The organism is Pseudomonas sp. SCA2728.1_7 (genome assembly GCF_018138145.1).
Taxonomy (GTDB): Bacteria; Pseudomonadota; Gammaproteobacteria; order Pseudomonadales; family Pseudomonadaceae; genus Aquipseudomonas; species Aquipseudomonas koreensis_A.
This window is the reverse complement of record NZ_CP073104.1, coordinates 3,114,874-3,132,380: the sequence shown is the minus strand read 5'-3', so window position 1 is coordinate 3,132,380 and position 17,507 is coordinate 3,114,874. Positions and strand designations below refer to the sequence as shown.

The 17,507-nt window shown below is 60.5% G+C and carries 14 protein-coding genes; 11 read left to right on the top strand and 3 right to left on the bottom strand.

The features are described 5' to 3' along the window. Positions 1-6: 6 nt before the first annotated feature. Both gatA and gatC read right to left on the bottom strand, forming a co-directional pair. The gene (gatA, locus tag KBP52_RS14115; protein WP_025109475.1) at positions 7-1,458 is read right to left on the bottom strand and encodes an Asp-tRNA(Asn)/Glu-tRNA(Gln) amidotransferase subunit GatA; all 1,452 of its coding nucleotides are present in this window, start codon (positions 1,456-1,458) and stop codon (positions 7-9) included. A 16-nt stretch (positions 1,459-1,474) separates the two neighbouring features. Then, a complete protein-coding gene (gatC, locus tag KBP52_RS14110; protein WP_007915356.1) occupies positions 1,475-1,762 on the bottom strand; it encodes an Asp-tRNA(Asn)/Glu-tRNA(Gln) amidotransferase subunit GatC in 288 nt (95 codons plus the stop codon). A 211-nt stretch (positions 1,763-1,973) separates the two neighbouring features. Here gatC and mreB point away from each other — a divergent pair, with 211 nt between their 5' ends. The 8 genes from mreB to tldD all read left to right on the top strand — a co-directional run bounded on the left by mreB (position 1,974) and on the right by tldD (position 13,184). Then, positions 1,974-3,011 carry a rod shape-determining protein MreB gene (gene mreB / locus KBP52_RS14105; RefSeq protein ID WP_002555108.1) on the top strand — a complete coding sequence of 346 codons (1,038 nt, stop codon included), beginning with the start codon at positions 1,974-1,976 and terminating at the stop codon, positions 3,009-3,011. A gap of 141 nt (positions 3,012-3,152) precedes the next feature. Continuing rightward, a complete protein-coding gene (gene mreC, locus KBP52_RS14100) occupies positions 3,153-4,295 on the top strand; it encodes a rod shape-determining protein MreC (protein ID WP_077571116.1) in 1,143 nt (380 codons plus the stop codon). Continuing rightward, positions 4,295-4,786: a rod shape-determining protein MreD gene (gene mreD / locus KBP52_RS14095; protein WP_077571118.1), complete on the top strand. Its 492-nt coding sequence runs from the start codon at positions 4,295-4,297 to the stop codon at positions 4,784-4,786. The genes mreC and mreD overlap by 1 nt, the downstream gene beginning before the upstream one ends. Positions 4,787-4,823: 37 nt before the next feature. After that, positions 4,824-5,420: a Maf family protein gene (locus KBP52_RS14090; protein WP_116029468.1), complete on the top strand. Its 597-nt coding sequence runs from the start codon at positions 4,824-4,826 to the stop codon at positions 5,418-5,420. A gap of 58 nt (positions 5,421-5,478) precedes the next feature. Further along, positions 5,479-6,936 (top strand): ribonuclease G, encoded by a 1,458-nt coding sequence (rng, locus tag KBP52_RS14085; RefSeq protein ID WP_034154470.1) that lies wholly within the window; start codon positions 5,479-5,481, stop codon positions 6,934-6,936. 75 nt (positions 6,937-7,011) lie between these two features. Then, positions 7,012-10,818 carry a YhdP family protein gene (locus tag KBP52_RS14080; RefSeq protein WP_212622979.1) on the top strand — a complete coding sequence of 1,269 codons (3,807 nt, stop codon included), beginning with the start codon at positions 7,012-7,014 and terminating at the stop codon, positions 10,816-10,818. A 58-nt stretch (positions 10,819-10,876) separates the two neighbouring features. Continuing rightward, a complete protein-coding gene (locus tag KBP52_RS14075) occupies positions 10,877-11,737 on the top strand; it encodes a carbon-nitrogen hydrolase family protein (protein ID WP_212622978.1) in 861 nt (286 codons plus the stop codon). 4 nt (positions 11,738-11,741) lie between these two features. Beyond that, positions 11,742-13,184: a metalloprotease TldD gene (tldD, locus tag KBP52_RS14070; protein WP_034154473.1), complete on the top strand. Its 1,443-nt coding sequence runs from the start codon at positions 11,742-11,744 to the stop codon at positions 13,182-13,184. Positions 13,185-13,235: 51 nt separating this feature from the next. Here the strand turns inward: tldD and yjgA are convergent, their stop codons facing one another. Then, on the bottom strand, positions 13,236-13,760 hold the full coding sequence (gene yjgA, locus KBP52_RS14065) for a ribosome biogenesis factor YjgA (protein ID WP_007915377.1): 525 nt from the start codon (positions 13,758-13,760) through the stop codon (positions 13,236-13,238). 102 nt (positions 13,761-13,862) lie between these two features. On the opposite strand from yjgA, the gene pmbA reads away from it, so the two are divergent. From pmbA to KBP52_RS14050, 3 genes are all read left to right on the top strand, one after another. Continuing rightward, positions 13,863-15,215 carry a metalloprotease PmbA gene (gene pmbA, locus KBP52_RS14060; RefSeq protein WP_185057880.1) on the top strand — a complete coding sequence of 451 codons (1,353 nt, stop codon included), beginning with the start codon at positions 13,863-13,865 and terminating at the stop codon, positions 15,213-15,215. Positions 15,216-15,465: 250 nt separating this feature from the next. Then, the gene (locus tag KBP52_RS14055; protein ID WP_077571124.1) at positions 15,466-15,861 is read left to right on the top strand and encodes a FagA protein; all 396 of its coding nucleotides are present in this window, start codon (positions 15,466-15,468) and stop codon (positions 15,859-15,861) included. A gap of 253 nt (positions 15,862-16,114) precedes the next feature. Then, on the top strand, positions 16,115-17,497 hold the full coding sequence (locus tag KBP52_RS14050) for a class II fumarate hydratase (protein ID WP_212622977.1): 1,383 nt from the start codon (positions 16,115-16,117) through the stop codon (positions 17,495-17,497). The last annotated feature ends 10 nt before the right edge of the window (positions 17,498-17,507 follow it).

The window sequence follows — 17,507 nt, the reverse complement described above, 5'->3', positions numbered from 1 at the left end:
GTCTCCTCAGAAGCCGGTTGGGGTGCGGGTGTGCCAGTCAGTGTTGAGCTGATACTGGTGGGCAACGTTCAACAGGCGACCTTCCTGGAAATACGGCGCGAGCAACTGCACGCCCACCGGCAGACCGTCGACAAAACCGGCCGGCATCGACAGGCCCGGCAGGCCCGCGAGGTTGGCGGTGATGGTGTAGACGTCTTCCAGATAGGCAGCGACCGGGTCACTGTTCTTGGCGCCAAGCTTCCAGGCCGGGTTCGGCGTGGTCGGGCCGAGGATGATGTCGACTTCATTAAAGGCAGCCATGAAGTCGTTCTTCACCAGACGACGGATCTTCTGCGCTTTCAGGTAGTAGGCGTCGTAGTAACCGGCGGACAGCGCGTAGGCACCGACCATGATCCGACGCTGCACTTCCGGGCCGAAGCCTTCGCCACGCGAGCGCTTGTACAGGTCGATCAGGTCTTTCGGTTGCTCGCAGCGATGGCCGAAACGCACGCCGTCGAAACGCGACAGGTTCGACGAGGCCTCTGCTGGCGCGATCACGTAGTACGCAGGAATCGCGTGCTGCATGTTCGGCAGGCTGATTTCCTTGATCACGGCACCGAGCTTCTGCAGCTCTTTGATGCTGTTCTGGATCAGCTCGGCGATGCGCGGGTCGAGACCGGCGCTGAAGTATTCCTTCGGCACGCCGATGCGCAGGCCTTGCAGCGAGTCGCCGAGGCTTGCGGAGTAATCCGGAACCGGCTCATCGATGCTGGTCGAATCGTTCTGATCGAAGCCGGCCATACCTTGCAACAAAATTGCGCAGTCTTCGGCCGTGCGCGCCAACGGCCCGCCCTGATCGAGGCTGGAGGCGTAAGCGATCATGCCCCAGCGCGAAACACGACCGTAGGTCGGTTTCAGGCCGGTGAGGTTGGTGAACGCTGCCGGCTGACGGATCGAACCGCCGGTGTCGGTGGCGGTTGCCGCTGGCAACAGACGCGCGGCAACTGCCGCCGCCGAACCACCGGACGAACCGCCCGGCACGTGTTCCAGGTTCCACGGGTTTTTCACCGCGCCATACCAGCTCGACTCGTTGGCCGAACCCATGGCGAATTCGTCCATGTTGGTCTTGCCCAGGGTCACGGCACCGGCAGCGGCCAGTTTCGCGACCACGGTGGCGTCGTACGGGGCTTTGAAGTTGTCGAGCATCTTCGAGCCGCAGCTGGTGCGAATGCCCTGGGTGCAGAACAGATCTTTGTGAGCGATCGGCGCGCCGAGCAGGGCGCCGCTCTCACCGTTGGCGCGGCGTGCATCGGCAGCTTTCGCCTGCTCGAGGGCCAGCTCTTCGGTGAGGCTGATGAAACTGTTGAGCTGCGGATCGAGCTGGGTAATGCGTGCCAGCAGGACTTTGGTCAGCTCTTCGGAGGAAAACTTTTTATCGGCGAGACCGCGGGCGATCTCGGCCAGAGTCATTTGATGCATTGCAGGCTCTTTCCCTTTAGTCGATGACTTTCGGAACCAGATACAGGCCGTTTTCGACCGCTGGTGCGATGGACTGGTAGGCCTCGCGGTGATTGCTCTCGGTCACGACGTCGGCGCGCAGGCGCTGACTGGCTTCCAGCGGGTGGGCCAGAGGCTCGATTCCGTCGGTATTAACAGCCTGCATTTCGTCGACCAGACCGAGAATGCTGTTGAGAGCGGAAGTAATGTGTGGAAGATCGGCATCATTAAGGCCAAGGCAGGCCAGATGAGCGATTTTTTCCACGTCGGAGCGTTCTAGCGCCATCGGGATTCTCCTGTGGAAAACAGAACGGACGGCGTCCGTGTGTTAGATTGTCGGAACACTACCGCACTTCTACGGTCATAAGGCCGCGATTGTGGGGCTTGGTGCACAGAAAAGCGGCCAATTTAACATATTGGCGCCTTGCCCAAAATCCCTGTCGTTGTTAGAGTTTGCCGCACTTTTTTACCCACGCGTTGCCTAGGGTCCCTTTCCCATGTTCAAGAAACTGCGTGGCATGTTTTCCAGCGATCTTTCCATTGACCTGGGCACTGCCAACACCCTTATTTACGTGCGCGAGCGCGGTATCGTCCTGAATGAGCCATCGGTTGTGGCCATTCGGACACACGGTAACCAGAAAAGTGTCGTTGCTGTCGGCACCGAGGCCAAGCGCATGCTCGGCCGTACGCCGGGCAACATTGCTGCCATTCGTCCGATGAAGGACGGCGTGATCGCCGACTTCAGCGTCTGCGAAAAGATGCTGCAATACTTTATTAACAAGGTTCACGAAAACAGCTTTCTGCAGCCTAGCCCTCGTGTGCTGATCTGCGTTCCATGCAAGTCCACTCAGGTTGAGCGTCGTGCCATCCGTGAATCGGCCCTCGGTGCCGGTGCCCGTGAAGTGTTCCTGATCGAAGAGCCAATGGCTGCTGCGATCGGTGCCGGCCTGCCGGTCGAAGAAGCACGCGGTTCGATGGTCGTGGATATCGGTGGTGGTACTACCGAAATCGCGCTGATCTCCCTGAACGGTGTGGTCTATGCCGAATCCGTCCGCGTTGGCGGCGACCGCTTCGACGAAGCGATCATCACCTACGTGCGCCGTAACTACGGCAGCCTGATCGGTGAATCCACCGCTGAGCGCATCAAACAGGAAATCGGCACGGCCTACCCGGGCGGCGAAGTTCGCGAAGTCGACGTTCGCGGTCGCAACCTGGCCGAAGGCGTTCCACGCGCATTCACCCTGAACTCCAACGAAGTACTGGAAGCTCTGCAAGAGTCTCTGGCGACCATCGTTCAGGCTGTGAAAAGCGCTCTGGAGCAATCGCCGCCGGAACTGGCTTCCGACATCGCCGAGCGTGGCCTGGTGCTGACCGGTGGTGGCGCGTTGCTGCGTGACCTCGACAAGTTGCTGGCCCAGGAAACCGGTCTGCCAGTCATCGTTGCCGAAGATCCGCTGACCTGTGTTGCTCGCGGCGGTGGCCGTGCATTGGAAATGATGGATAAGCACACCATGGATCTGCTTTCGAGCGAATAAGTCGCCGATTGCAATACGTGGGTGAGCGCGCAGGCAGCACTTTGCAGTGCTGCCTGTTGGCGTTTATCTTCTGTCAGTCTTCATCCAGGCCGGTTTGATGCCGTATGAATAAACAGAACATTTGCCTGGGAGGAGCGGCTTATTAAACCGCTTTTCGCCAAAGGCCCTTCGTTGGGTGTGCGCCTGCTGGTGCTGGCCGTGCTGTCGGTCGCGCTGATGGTGGTCGATGCCCGCTTCGACCTGCTCAAGCCCGCGCGCAAACAAGCGTCGCTGGTGTTGATGGACGCCTACTGGATCACTGACCTGCCCGGACGGCTGTGGGAAGGGATTGCCAGTCAGTTCGGCAGTCGCACCGAACTGGTCGCCGAAAACGAAAAACTCAAGACCGAAAATCTGCTGTATCAGGGCCGCATGCAAAAGCTTGCTGCACTGACCGAGCAGAACGTTCGGCTGCGCGAGTTGCTCAACTCCTCTGCGCTGGTCAATGAAAAGGTCGAAGTGGCCGAGTTGATCGGCATGGACCCCAACCCCTTCACCCATCGCATCATCATCAATAAAGGTGAGCGCGATGGCGTGGTGCTGGGTCAACCGGTGCTCGATGCGCGCGGCTTGATGGGCCAGGTGGTCGAGTTGATGCCGTACACCTCGCGTGTACTGCTGCTGACCGACACCACTCACAGCATTCCTGTACAGGTGAACCGCAACGGCTTGCGTGCGATTGCCAGCGGCACCGGTAACCCGGAACGTCTGGAATTGCGTCACGTCGCCGACACGGCAGATATCAAGGAAGGCGATCTGCTGGTCAGCTCCGGGCTTGGCCAGCGCTTCCCGGCCGGTTACCCGGTGGCCACGGTGAAGGAAGTCATTCACGATTCCGGTCAGCCGTTCGCGATCGTCCGCGCCGTGCCGACGGCCGCACTCAATCGCAGCCGTTACCTGCTATTGGTATTCAGCGACAACCGCACCGCCGAAGAGCGCGCCAACGATGTCGCGCAAGCCCAGGAAAATCTTGATGCCTTTGGCGGCGGCCCGATTGTTCCGGCCACTGTGCCGAAAACCGTGACACCGCCTGCAGCGGCTGCGACGACGCCAGCAACGCCTGCCGCACCGGCCGCTGCCACCAGCACCACACCGGTCAAACCCGCAGCAAGCAAACCGCCAGCAGCGGCCAAACCACCGGCAGCGACGCCGGCGGCCAGCAAACCTCCAGCTGCCCAGCCCGCTGCACGACCTGCGGCAAAACCGCCCGTCAGTGCGCCGGCGACAACCGGGAGACAAGAATAATGGTCGGGGCTACCGCATCGCGAAACGGCTGGATTGTCTGGCTGACGTTTCTCATCGGCATGTTGCTCAGTGTCTCGCCGTTGCCGCAATTCATGGAAATCCTGCGTCCGCTGTGGCTGGCACTGCTCCTGACATTCTGGGCGCTGTACATGCCGCAAACGGTCGGCATGGTCACGGCGTTCTGTCTGGGCCTGGCTGAAGATGTGCTCTACGGCACGCTGCTGGGGCAGAACGCGTTGATCCTGACGCTGATCACTTTCCTCGTGCTGTCATTGCAACAACGCCTGCGGATGTTTCCGATGTGGCAGCAATGCCTGGTGATCCTAGTGATTTTCGGCCTCGCGCAACTGGTGCAGTTGTGGCTCAGTGCCTTGACCGGTAACCGTCAACCCACCCTGGCGCTGGTTCTACCAGCACTGGTGAGCGCCTTGCTCTGGCCTTGGGTCAGCTTTGCCCTACGCGGATTGCGCCGACGCTACAAAATCAATTGAGCCGGTGAAGCTGGGCACTGAACAGGGAGATGTTTTGATGAAGCCGCTTTACCTCGCCTCCGGATCGCCGCGCCGCCGTGAATTGCTCACGCAGATCGGCGTTGCGTTCTCCGCCATCAGTGCGGATATCGACGAAACTCCATTGCCCGAAGAATCGCCGTCGGCCTACGTCGAGCGTCTGGCGCGCGGCAAAGCCGAGGCCGGGCGGCGCACAATCGTGCCCGCTCAGCCATTCTGCGTGCTGGGTGCCGACACCGCCGTGGTGCTTGACGGCAAAATTCTTGGCAAACCGGTGGACGAAGCCGATGCATGCGCCATGCTGATGATGTTGTCTGGCAAGGAGCATGAAGTCCTGACCGCTATCGCTGTGCTGGAAGGCGAGCGCTGTGAGTCGCGGGTGGTGCGCAGTCTGGTGCGGTTCCGGCCTATCAGCGGGGATGAAGCCGCCGCCTATTGGGCCAGTGGCGAGCCGCGGGACAAGGCCGGCGGTTATGGCATTCAAGGGCTCGGCGCGGTGTTTGTCGCCGGCCTCAATGGCAGTTACTCGGCAGTGGTCGGCTTGCCGGTTTGCGAAACCGCAGAACTGTTAGGCCATTTCGGCATACCCTGTTGGCAAAACCTGAACGCGCAATAAGCGTCGTACGAATCCAGATGCGGCCATTATCGTGAACACGCCTGAACGAGATCCTGCCATGAGTGAAGAGATTCTGATCAACATCACGCCGATGGAGTCGCGCGTGGCGGTGGTCGAAAACGGTGTGCTGCAAGAAGTCCACGTTGAGCGCACGCAAAAACGCGGGATCGTCGGCAACATTTATAAAGGCAAGATTGTTCGCGTGCTGCCGGGTATGCAGGCAGCATTCGTCGACATCGGCCTGGATCGCGCGGCATTCATTCATGCGGCGGAAATCTCTCTGCGTGAAGGCCCAGCGGTGGAAAGCATCAGCGCGCTGGTGCATGAAGGCCAGAGCCTGGTGGTGCAGGTCACCAAAGATCCGATCGGCTCGAAAGGCGCGCGGTTGACTACGCAGCTGTCGATCCCGTCGCGCTATCTGGTGTACATGCCACGCACCGCCCACGTCGGCATCTCGCTGAAAATCGAAGACGAAGCCGAACGCGAACGCCTCAAACAGGTGGTCAGCGATTGCGTGGCCAAAGAAGGTATCAAGGAGGCCGGCGGGTTTATTCTGCGTACCGCCGCCGAAGGCGCTGGCGCCGATGAAATCCTCATGGACATCCGTTACCTGCGTCGCCTGTGGGACCAGATCAACGAACAGATCAAAACCATCTCCGCGCCGAGCGTGATTTACGAGGACCTCGGTCTGGCGTTGCGTACGCTGCGTGATCTGGTCAACCCGAAGATCGAGAAGATCCGCATCGATTCCCGGGAAACCTTCCAGAAAACCACACAGTTCGTCGCCGAACTGATGCCGGAGATAGCCGATCGTCTGGAACACTACCCAGGTGAGCGACCAATTTTCGACCTGTACGGCGTCGAAGACGAAATCCAGAAAGCCCTCGAACGCAAAGTGCCGCTGAAATCCGGCGGTTATCTAGTGGTCGATCCGGCGGAAGCCATGACCACCATCGATGTGAATACTGGCGCGTTCGTCGGCCATCGCAACCTCGAAGAAACCATCTTCAAGACCAATCTCGAAGCGGCTACCGCGATTGCCCGGCAGATGCGCCTGCGCAATCTGGGCGGGATCATCATCATCGACTTCATCGACATGGAAGATGAAGAGCACCAGCGCCAGGTGCTGCGCACTCTGGAAAAACAGCTGGAGCGCGATCACGCCAAGACCAACATCATCGGCATCACCGAGTTGGGCCTGGTGCAGATGACCCGCAAGCGCACCCGTGAAAGTCTCGAGCAAGTGCTGTGCGAACCGTGCAGCAGTTGTCAGGGGCGCGGCAAACTGAAAACCGCGGAAACCATCTGTTACGAGATCTTCCGCGAGATCCTCCGTGAAGCGCGGGCCTATCAGGCCGAGGGTTACCGGGTGCTGGCGAACCAGAAAGTCGTCGACCGCTTGCTCGACGAAGAATCCGGTAACGTTGCCGAGCTTGAAGGTTTTATCGGGCGCACCATACGCTTCCAGGTGGAAACCATGTATTCCCAGGAACAATATGACGTGGTGCTGCTCTGATCCCCTGCGTCACGTTAATTCCACCGCGGCTGGCCTCAGCTTTTCGCAGTATTTTTGCCATGGGAGCCAACTGACATGGAGCGTCTGACACGCATTCTGGCCGCACTCACCCGTTGGGGGCTGGGCCTGTGCGCGTTGGTTCTGGTGTTGATGGCGTTGTACGTCAGTCTCGGCCGTGAGCTGACGCCGTTGGTGGCTGAATACCGCGCTGACATCGAAGACAAGGCCAGCGCCGCCCTAGGTATGCCGTTGCAGATCGGCGAGCTGGAAGGCAACTGGAGCGGTTTCGCACCGATCCTGCTGGCCCATGATGTGATGGTCGGCGACGGCGCCAATGCGCTGCGTCTGGATCGGGTGCGGGCGGTGCCGGATCTCTGGGCCAGTCTGTTGGCGCGTGAAGTGCGCATTGCCCATCTCGAACTCAACGGCCTGAAAATCAGCCTCAAGGAGGCCGAAGACGGCACTTGGGCGCTGGAAGGTCTGCCGGTGCAGAACGATCAGCCGCTCGATCCGCAGCAACTGTTCAAGCGCTCGCAGATGATTCAACAACTGTCGGTGCTCGACAGTCAGGTGACCTTGCAGCCGCAGGATCACGCGCCGCTGACGCTCACCTATGTCGGCCTCAATCTGAAAACCGGCGCCAGCCGTCAACGGCTCGATGCGCGTTTGACCTTGCCCGATGGCCAGCCCGTTGCGTTGAGTCTGCGCACGCGAATTCGCCCGGAGCAATGGCAGGACAGTGTGGTGGAGGGGTATGCCAGCCTGCCGCAAAGCGACTGGTCGAAGTGGCTGCCGGAGCGTCTGACCCAACAATGGAATTTTTCCGAGATCAAGGCCGGCGGCGAACTCTGGGTCAATTGGGCCAAGGGCACGCTGCAAAGTGCGGCGCTCCGTTTGAACGCGCCGCAACTGACCGGCGCTTACGCCGATCGCAAGCCGATCCAGATCAATAATCTGGCGCTAAACGCCTACTACGAGAACAGTGCGGCGGGCGCGACCGTTACCCTCGATTCGCTGGCGATGAGTTTCGGTGAAAACCGTTGGGAGTCGCATGTACAGCTGAAGCAGACGCGCGCGACCGACAAGGTGGACGAGCTCTGGCACTTGCAGGCGGATCGCCTCGATCTGACCCCGATCACTCCACTACTGAACGCCTTGGGGCCGCTGCCGCAAGGATTCGCCACGGCCGTTGATCATTTGAATGTCACCGGTGGCCTGCGTAACGTGCTGCTGGATTTTCGCCCCAACGCCACCGATGGCAACAAATTCAGCTTCGCCACCAACCTGGATAACGTCGGTTTCGACGCCTATCACGGCGCCCCGGCAGCTCGAAACGTCAGCGGCAGCCTCAGTGGCAACCTCGACGGTGGCGAGTTGCGCATGGACAGCAAGGATTTTGTCCTGCACCTCGATCCGATTTTCGCCAAGCCATGGCAGTACCTCCAGGCCAACGCACGCCTGACCTGGAAACTCGATAAAGACGGCTTCACCCTGATCGCCCCGTACCTGAAGGTGCTCGGCGAGGAGGGCAAGATTGCCGGCGATTTCCTGATTCGCCTGCATTTCGATCATAGCCAGGAAGACTACATGGACCTGCGGGTCGGTCTGGTCGATGGCGATGGTCGCTATACGGCCAAATACCTGCCCGAAGTGTTGAGCCCGGCGCTCGACGAGTGGCTGCGTACGGCGATTCTCAAAGGCGCGGTCGATCAGGGTTTCTTCCAGTATCAGGGCTCGCTGAGCAAGAACGCCGGGGAGGCCGATCGCAGCATCAGTCTGTTCTTTAAGGTGCACGACGCTGAACTGGCCTTCCAGCCAGGCTGGCCGCACGTGAGCAAGGTCAGTGGCGACGTGTTCATCGAAGACAGTGGCGTGCGGATCTGGGCTGACAAGGGCCAGTTGCTCGACACTCAGGTCAGCGATGTCTTCGTCAATATTCCCCACGTACCGGCCGGGCAACACACGCACATGTATCTCGATGGCGGCTTTGCCGGCGGCCTCGGTGATGGCCTGAAAATTCTGCAGGACGCACCGATCGGCACCGGTGAAACCTTCGCCGGTTGGGAAGGCGCGGGCGATCTGCAAGGCAAGCTCAAGCTCGATATCCCATTGGACAAGGGCGGCGACCAACCGAAAATTCTCGTCGACTTCAAAACCGCCAATGCGCGCCTCAAGCTGGCCGAGCCGAAACTTGAGCTGACCCAGCTCAAGGGTGATTTCCGCTTTGACAGCGCCAAAGGTCTCAGCGGGCAGAACATCGCCGCGCGTGCCTTCGATAAACCGGTCACTGCGCAGATCTTCGCCGACGGCAGTCCCGGCAAGCTCAAGACCCGGGTCGCGGCATCCGGGCAGGTCGAGGTGAAGAAACTCACCGACTGGCTGGGCGTGACGCAGCCATTGCCAGTGTCCGGGACGATTCCGTATCAGCTGCAGTTGAATCTGGACGGCGCCGACAGCCAGTTGCTGGTCAGTTCCAGCATGAAAGGTGTGGCGGTGGATCTGCCAGCGCCGTTCGGCATGGCGGCAGATGTCGGGCGCGATACCGTGTTCCGCATGACCTTGCAGGGGCAGGAGCGGCGTTACTGGGTCAATTACGACCAACTGGCCAATTTCACTTTTGCCGCGCCGCCGAGCAATTTTGCCGAGGGCCGTGGCGAGCTGTTCCTCGGTGCCGACGAAGCCGTGCTGCCGGGTGCCAAAGGCCTGCGGATTCGCGGGGTGCTCTCGGAGCTGGACGTCGCGCCGTGGCAGGACCTGGTGAACAAATACGCTGGGCAGGATCCGGGCGGCAGCGCCAAGCAATTGCTCAACAGTGCTGATTTCAAGGTCGGCAAGCTCACCGCGTTCGGAACCACGCTGGATCAGGCGTCGGTTCAGGTCAATCGCAAGCCGGGCGCGTGGAATCTGGCGCTCGACAGCCAGCAGGCCAAAGGTTCGGCAAGCCTGCCAGACGCCAAGGGCGTGCCGATTGCGGTCAATCTGCAATACGTGAAACTGCCGGCGCCGGACCCGACGGTGCAGGCTGACGAGAATTCGCCGGATCCGTTGGTATCGGTCGATCCGACGAAAATTCCGGCACTGGATATCACCATCAATCAACTGTTCCTCGGCCCGGATCTGGTCGGCGGCTGGTCGCTGAAGGTGCGCCCGACTGCCAAAGGCATCGCCCTGAACAACCTCGACATGGGCCTCAAAGGCATCCTGTTGCAGGGTAACGGCGGTTGGGAAGGCACGCCGGGTGCGACCAACAGCTGGTTCAAGGGCCGTATTGGCGGCAAGAACCTCGCTGATGTCCTCAAGGGCTGGGGCTTTGCCCCGAGCGTGACCAGCGAAGAATTTCACATGGACGTCGATGGCCGTTGGCCGGGCTCGCCGGCATGGCTGGCGACCAAGCGCTTCTCCGGCACCCTCGATGCGTCGCTGAACAAAGGCCAGTTTGTTGAAGTGGAGGGCGGCGCCCAGGCGTTGCGGGTGTTCGGTCTGCTCAACTTCAACTCGATCGGCCGCCGTTTGCGTCTGGACTTCTCCGATCTGTTCGGCAAAGGCTTGAGCTACGACCGGGTCAAAGGCTTGCTGGTGGCAAACAATGGTGTGTATGTCACCCGTGAGCCGATTCGCCTGACCGGCCCTTCGAGCAACCTTGAGCTGGACGGCACTCTGGATCTGGTCGGCGACAAGGTCGACGCCAAATTGTTGGTGACCTTGCCGGTGACCAACAACCTGCCGATCGCAGCGTTGATCGTCGGCGCACCAGCGGTTGGCGGCGCACTGTTCCTGATCGACAAGCTCATCGGTGATCGTGTGGCGCGCTTTGCCAGTGTGAAATACACCGTCAAAGGCCCATGGAAAGAGCCGAAAATCACCTTCGACAAGCCTTTTTGAACAGCCAGCCTCTGAACCGATGGAGTAGCATGGCCGCATACCTCTTGCGGAGTTCGCCATGTCTTTAGCGGTGATTCAAATGGTCAGCCAGAGCGACGTGCTGGCCAATCTGGCTCAGGCCCGACGCCTGCTCGAGCAGGCTGCTGCCGGCGGCGCGAAGCTCGCGGTGCTACCGGAAAATTTCGCTGCCATGGGCCGTCGCGACGTCGCTGATATCGGTCGCGCCGAAGCAATGGGCGAAGGACCGATCCTGCCATGGTTGAAACAGACCGCCCGCGACCTCAAGTTATGGATAGTGGCCGGTACTTTGCCCTTGCCTCCAGTGGATCAACCGATGGCCAAGGCCAATGCCTGCTCGCTGCTGGTCGATGATCAGGGCGAAATCGTTGCCCGCTATGACAAGTTGCATCTGTTCGATGTCGATGTGGCGGACAATCGCGGCCGTTACCGCGAATCCGATGACTATGCTTATGGCAGTGGAGTGGTGGTGGCGGATACACCGGTGGGCCGACTTGGCCTGACCGTGTGTTACGACTTGCGCTTTCCCGAGCTGTACAGCGAATTGCGTGCTGCCGGTGCTGAACTGATTACCGCACCGTCAGCCTTTACTGCGGTGACCGGCGCAGCGCATTGGGATGTGCTGATTCGCGCGCGGGCCATCGAGACACAATGTTATGTGCTGGCCGCCGCGCAGGGCGGGATCCACCCGGGACCGCGGGAAACCTTTGGCCACGCGGCGATTATCGACCCGTGGGGCCGCGTCCTGGCGAGTCAGGATCAAGGTGAAGCGGTGCTGTTGGCCGAGCGCGACAGCAATGAACAAGCGTCCATCAGGGCGCGAATGCCGGTGACCAGTCATCGGCGGTTTTTCTCGCAGGGCGCACAGCGGCCTGCTTCAGAACATGAATTTAAGGCGTAAACCTATGAGCGAGTTGTTGTCCTCAGTCAGTGATCACCTGTTGGCGCCCGGCGGCGTGACGATCGAGAGTCTGCAAGGCGTGCTCGGTGATCTGGCCGGCCCCGGCATCGATGCAGCCGACCTGTATTTCCAGGGCCAGATCTCCGAGTCTTGGGCGCTGGAAGACGGCATCGTCAAGGAAGGCAGCTTCAACCTCGACCAGGGTGTCGGCGTGCGCGCGCAGTCCGGTGAGAAAACCGGTTTCGCCTACAGTAACGCGATCACCCTCGAAGCCCTCGGCGCAGCGGCCCGTGCCGCGCGTTCGATCTCCCGTGCGGGTCAGAACGGCACGGTGCAGGCGTTCACCACGCAGGATGTCGCGCAACTGTACGCGCCGGACAACCCGCTGGAAGTGCTGAGCCGCGCCGAGAAGGTTGAACTGCTCAAACGTATCGATGTGGCTACCCGCGCACTCGATCCGCGTATCCAGCAGGTCAGCGTCAGCATGGCGGGTGTGTGGGAGCGGATTCTGGTGGCGTCGACCGACGGCGGTCTGGCGGCGGATGTGCGGCCACTGGTGCGCTTCAACGTCAGCGTCATCGTTGAACAGAATGGTCGCCGCGAGCGTGGCGGGCATGGCGGCGGCGGGCGAACCGATTACCGTTATTTCCTCGCCGAAGACCGCGCCATGGGCTATGCCCGTGAGGCGCTGCGCCAGGCGTTGGTGAATCTGGAAGCGATTCCGGCACCGGCCGGTACGTTGCCGGTGGTGTTGGGTTCGGGCTGGTCTGGGGTGCTGCTGCATGAGGCGGTCGGCCACGGTCTGGAAGGCGATTTCAACCGCAAGGGCAGTTCCGCCTACAGCGGTCGCATGGGTGAAATGGTTGCCTCGAAACTTTGCACTATCGTCGATGACGGCACCTTGAGCGGCCGTCGCGGTTCGCTCAGCGTCGATGACGAAGGCACCCCGACCGAGTGCACCACGCTGATCGAAAACGGCGTACTCAAGGGCTACATGCAGGACAAGCTCAACGCGCGCCTGATGGGCGTGGCCCGCACCGGTAACGGTCGTCGTGAGTCCTATGCGCATCTGCCGATGCCGCGTATGACCAACACCTACATGCTCGGTGGCGAAAGCGATCCGGCGGAAATCATTGCTTCGGTGAAGAAAGGTATCTACTGCGCCAACCTCGGCGGCGGTCAGGTCGATATCACCAGCGGCAAGTTCGTATTCTCCACCAGCGAGGCGTACCTGATCGAAGACGGCAAGATCACTGCGCCGGTCAAAGGCGCGACGTTGATCGGCAACGGCCCCGAGGCGATGAGCCGGGTGTCGATGGTCGGTAATGATCTGGCGCTGGACAGCGGTGTGGGCACGTGCGGCAAGGATGGGCAATCGGTGCCGGTAGGCGTCGGTCAGCCGACGTTGAAGATCGATGCGATCACCGTGGGTGGCACGGGCGCATAAGAAGAGGTGGAGCTTCGGGTGGCGCGCAGGGCGGCCACCCGGTGGCGAATATCAACGCAGACCGCGTTGAGTCTCGTCCAGCTCACGGATGTACTTGAAGATCTTGCGGCTGGAAGCAGGAGGTTTGTTTTGCGCAACCTCGTGCTGAGCCTGACGGATCAGGGAACGCAATTGCTGGCGATCGGCGTCCGGGTACTCGACGACGAATTTTTCCAGCACGGCATCGTCGCCCGCGATCAGGCGATCACGCCAGCGTTCGAGATTGTGGAAACGCTCGTTGTACTGGCGAGTGGAGGCATCAAGTTGATCGAGCAAGGTCAGAATCGCGTCAGTGTCCTGATCGCGCATCAGTTTGCCGATGAACTGCAAGTGCCGTTTACGCGCGATGTTCGCGGTGTGCTTGGGCGCATCGGCCAAAGCCCGGCGCATGGCGTCGGTCAGCGGCAGTTTTGCGATCAAGTCAGGCTTGAGTGTGGTCAGGCGCTCGCCAAGGTCAACCAGAGCATGCAGCTCGCGTTTGACCTGAGATTTGCTTTTTTCTCCCGTATCGAGGGAGTCGTCGTAAGAATCAACCATGGTGGCAGTCCGCAAAGAAACGCCGCCATGATAACCAGTCGGGGGCCGCTTGTCCGGCCCGGTCGCTCGATGACCCTAGCCGAAAGCAGAATTTGAGTGGAGATGAGCATGAGTGCAGTTCAAAGCGTCGGCCCGCAGGCATTGCCGGCACTGCAGGAACAAGTCGAGCAGATCATCGCCGAAGCCAAGCGTCAGGGCGCCAGCGCCTGCGAAGTAGCCGTGTCGCTCGAGCAGGGTCTGTCGACCTCAGTGCGTCAGCGCGAAGTCGAAACGGTCGAATTCAACCGCGATCAGGGCTTTGGCATCACGCTGTATGTAGGTCAGCGCAAAGGCTCGGCCAGCACCTCGGCAACCGGCCCGGATGCGATTCGCGAGACCGTTGCTGCGGCGCTGGCCATCGCCAAACATACCTCGGAAGACGAAGCCTCGGGCCTGGCTGACGCTGCGCTGATGGCCCGCGAGCAGCAGGATTTCGATCTGTTCCATGAATGGGACATCACTCCGGAGCAAGCTATCGAGAAGGCTCTGCTCTGTGAGGCGGCAGCATTCGATACCGATGCGCGGATCAAGAACGCCGATGGCACCACCCTCAGCACCCATCAGGGCTGCCGCGTTTACGGCAACAGCCACGGTTTTATCGGTGGATATGCCTCGACTCGGCACAGCCTGAGTTGCGTGATGATCGCCGAAGCTGATGGCCAGATGCAGCGTGATTACTGGTATGACGTGAGCCGTCAGGGCGAATTGCTGGCCGATCCGGTGAGCATCGGTCAACGTGCTGCGCAACGGGCGGCAAGCCGTCTCGGCGCGCGTCCAGTGCCGACCTGCGAGGTGCCGGTGCTGTTTTCCGCAGAGCTGGCGGGGGGGCTGTTTGGCAGTTTCCTTTCGGCGGTGTCTGGCGGCAGTCTGTATCGTAAATCGTCGTTTCTTGAAGGCACTCTGGGGCAAAAGCTGTTCCCGGAATGGCTGACCATCGATGAGCGTCCGCACCTGATGCGCGCAATGGGCAGTGCTTCGTACGACGGTGATGGTCTGGCGACGTATGCCAAACCTTTCGTCGAAAAAGGCGAGTTGGTGTCGTACATCCTCGGCACTTACTCCGGACGCAAACTGGGTATGCCGAGCACCGCTAACGCGGGTGGCGTACACAACCTGTTCGTCACCCATGGCGACGAAGACCAGGCGGCGCTGTTGAAGCGCATGGGTCGCGGGTTGCTGGTCACCGAACTGATGGGCCATGGCTTGAACATGGTCACCGGCGATTATTCGCGTGGTGCAGCAGGTTTCTGGGTCGAGAATGGCGAAATCCAGTTTGCGGTTCAGGAAGTGACCATCGCCGGCAACATGCGCGACATGTTCAAGCAGATTGTTGCCGTGGGTAATGACCTGGAACTGCGTAGCAACATTCGCACAGGTTCGGTGTTGATCGAACGGATGACGGTGGCGGGTAGCTAAACCCCATTCGTCAAAACTAAAAAGGCGCGCCACCCCATCGGGTGGCGCGCCTTTTTTATTGGCTCCACACAAAACCCTGTGGGAGCGAGCCTGCTCGCGAAAGCGATTTAACAGCCGACCGCAGCGGTGACTGACAGGACGCCTTCGCGAGCAGGCTCGCTCCCACAATGGAGTCTGTGTAACTAGGCACTCTTGTTTTGGTTCTCATTATCATCTAATAATAAATCTCATTATCGGATGGGCCCGGATCATGAGTTCTGCCTTGCACGAGCAGCCGTACCTCGAAAGCTGGCGCTGGATGAGTCGCCAGATCCGTTGCGCGATGGATCCCGACGAGCCGCGCCTGATCGAACACTATCTGGCCGAAGGCCGGTATCTGGCCTGTTGTACGGCAACTTCTCCTTGGACCATCGCTGAAACTTCCTTCCGTTTGCTGCTCGACACGGCCACCGACATCGCCTTGCCGTGGCACTGGCGCAGCCTCTGTCTCGATCAAGCCTGGCGCCCGCTGCGTGAAATGGAGCGCCTGTCCCTGTGCAAATGCCGGCTCAACCGCTGGCAGCGCTACACCTGGCAGCTCGCCACTTGCGAACTGCTTCCCTCGATTCCTCTCATTGAATTAGTCCAAGGATTTACCGATGAGTAGGGTCTGCCATCAGTTATTTCCTATGCCGCGCCGCGCCTGCTGTTGCGCAGGGCAAGGCGCGAGGAGTGAGGTTTGGTCGTTCCAAATAAGCTCCGAGCAACGCAGCCCTGCGCAACAGCAGGCGCGGCCCTCCGGGTTGTGTCTGAAAGCGGGCCAGACTGCGTTGCAGTCCTTGGCAAGGGAAAAACCATTACCAGCGGACTGCGCCTTGCCTGGCCCGCTTTCATACACAACGCGACATAGGAAATAACTGATGGCAGACCCTCAGACACGTATTGAGCGCGACAGCATGGGCGAACTGCAGGTGCCGGTGGACGCTCTCTACGGCGCGCAAACCCAGCGCGCAGTGGATAACTTCCCGATCAGCGGCAAGCCGATGCCGACGCAATTCATCCGCGCGCTGATCCTCGCCAAAGCCGCTGCAGCCCGCGCCAACGTCGAACTCAACCAGATCACAGCCGCGCAGGGCAAAGCCATCAGCGATGCCGCGCAAGGCTTGCTCGAAGGCGATTTCATGCGGCATTTCCCGGTGGATATCTTCCAGACCGGTTCCGGCACCAGTTCCAACATGAACGCCAATGAAGTGATCGCCACCCTGGCTAGCCGTTTGCTCGGCGAGCCGGTCAACGCCAATGATCACGTCAACTGCGGCCAGAGCAGTAACGACATCATCCCGACCACCATCCACGTCAGCGCCGCGCTGGCCCTGCACGAACAATTGCTGCCGGCGCTGCTGCACCTGGTGCAAGTGATCGAGCACAAAGCCGAGCAGGTACATCACCACGTCAAAACCGGCCGCACGCATTTGATGGACGCGATGCCAGTGCGCATGAGCCAGGTACTCAATGGCTGGGCGCAACAGCTCAAGGCCAACATCGGCCACCTGCAGGATTTGCTGCCGAGTCTGCAATCGCTGGCGCAGGGCGGCACGGCGGTGGGCACCGGGATCAACGCACATCCTGAGTTCGCCGCGCGTTTCAGCCGTCAGTTGAGCCAGTTGACCGACGTGCAGTTCACCCCGGGCAAGGATCTGTTCGCGCTGATCGGTTCGCAAGACACCGCCGTCGCCGTCTCCGGTCAGCTAAAAGCTATCGCCGTGTCGCTGATGAAAATCGCCAACGACCTGCGCTGGATGAACTCCGGCCCGCTCGCCGGCCTCGGCGAAATCGAACTCGAAGCCCTGCAACCGGGCTCGTCGATCATGCCGGGCAAGGTCAATCCGGTGATCCCGGAAGCCACCGCCATGGTTGCCGCGCAAGTGATCGGCAATGACACGGTGATCACCATTGCCGGCCAGTCGGGCAACTTCGAACTCAACGTGATGCTGCCGATCATCGCGCAAAACCTGTTGAGCAGCATCGAACTGCTGGCCAACTCCAGCCGCCTGCTCGGCGACAAAGCCATCGCCAGCTTCAAGGTCAACGAGTCGCGCTTGAAAGAGGCGTTGTCGCGCAACCCGATTCTGGTCACCGCGCTCAACCCGATTATCGGTTACCAGAAAGCCGCTGAGATCGCCAAGCAGGCCTACAAGGAAGGTCGCGCGGTGATCGACGTCGCCCTCGAACATACCGACCTGTCGCGCAGCCAGCTGGAAGAGTTGCTCAATCCCGAGAAACTCACCGCCGGCGGCGTGTAAAACCTGCAAC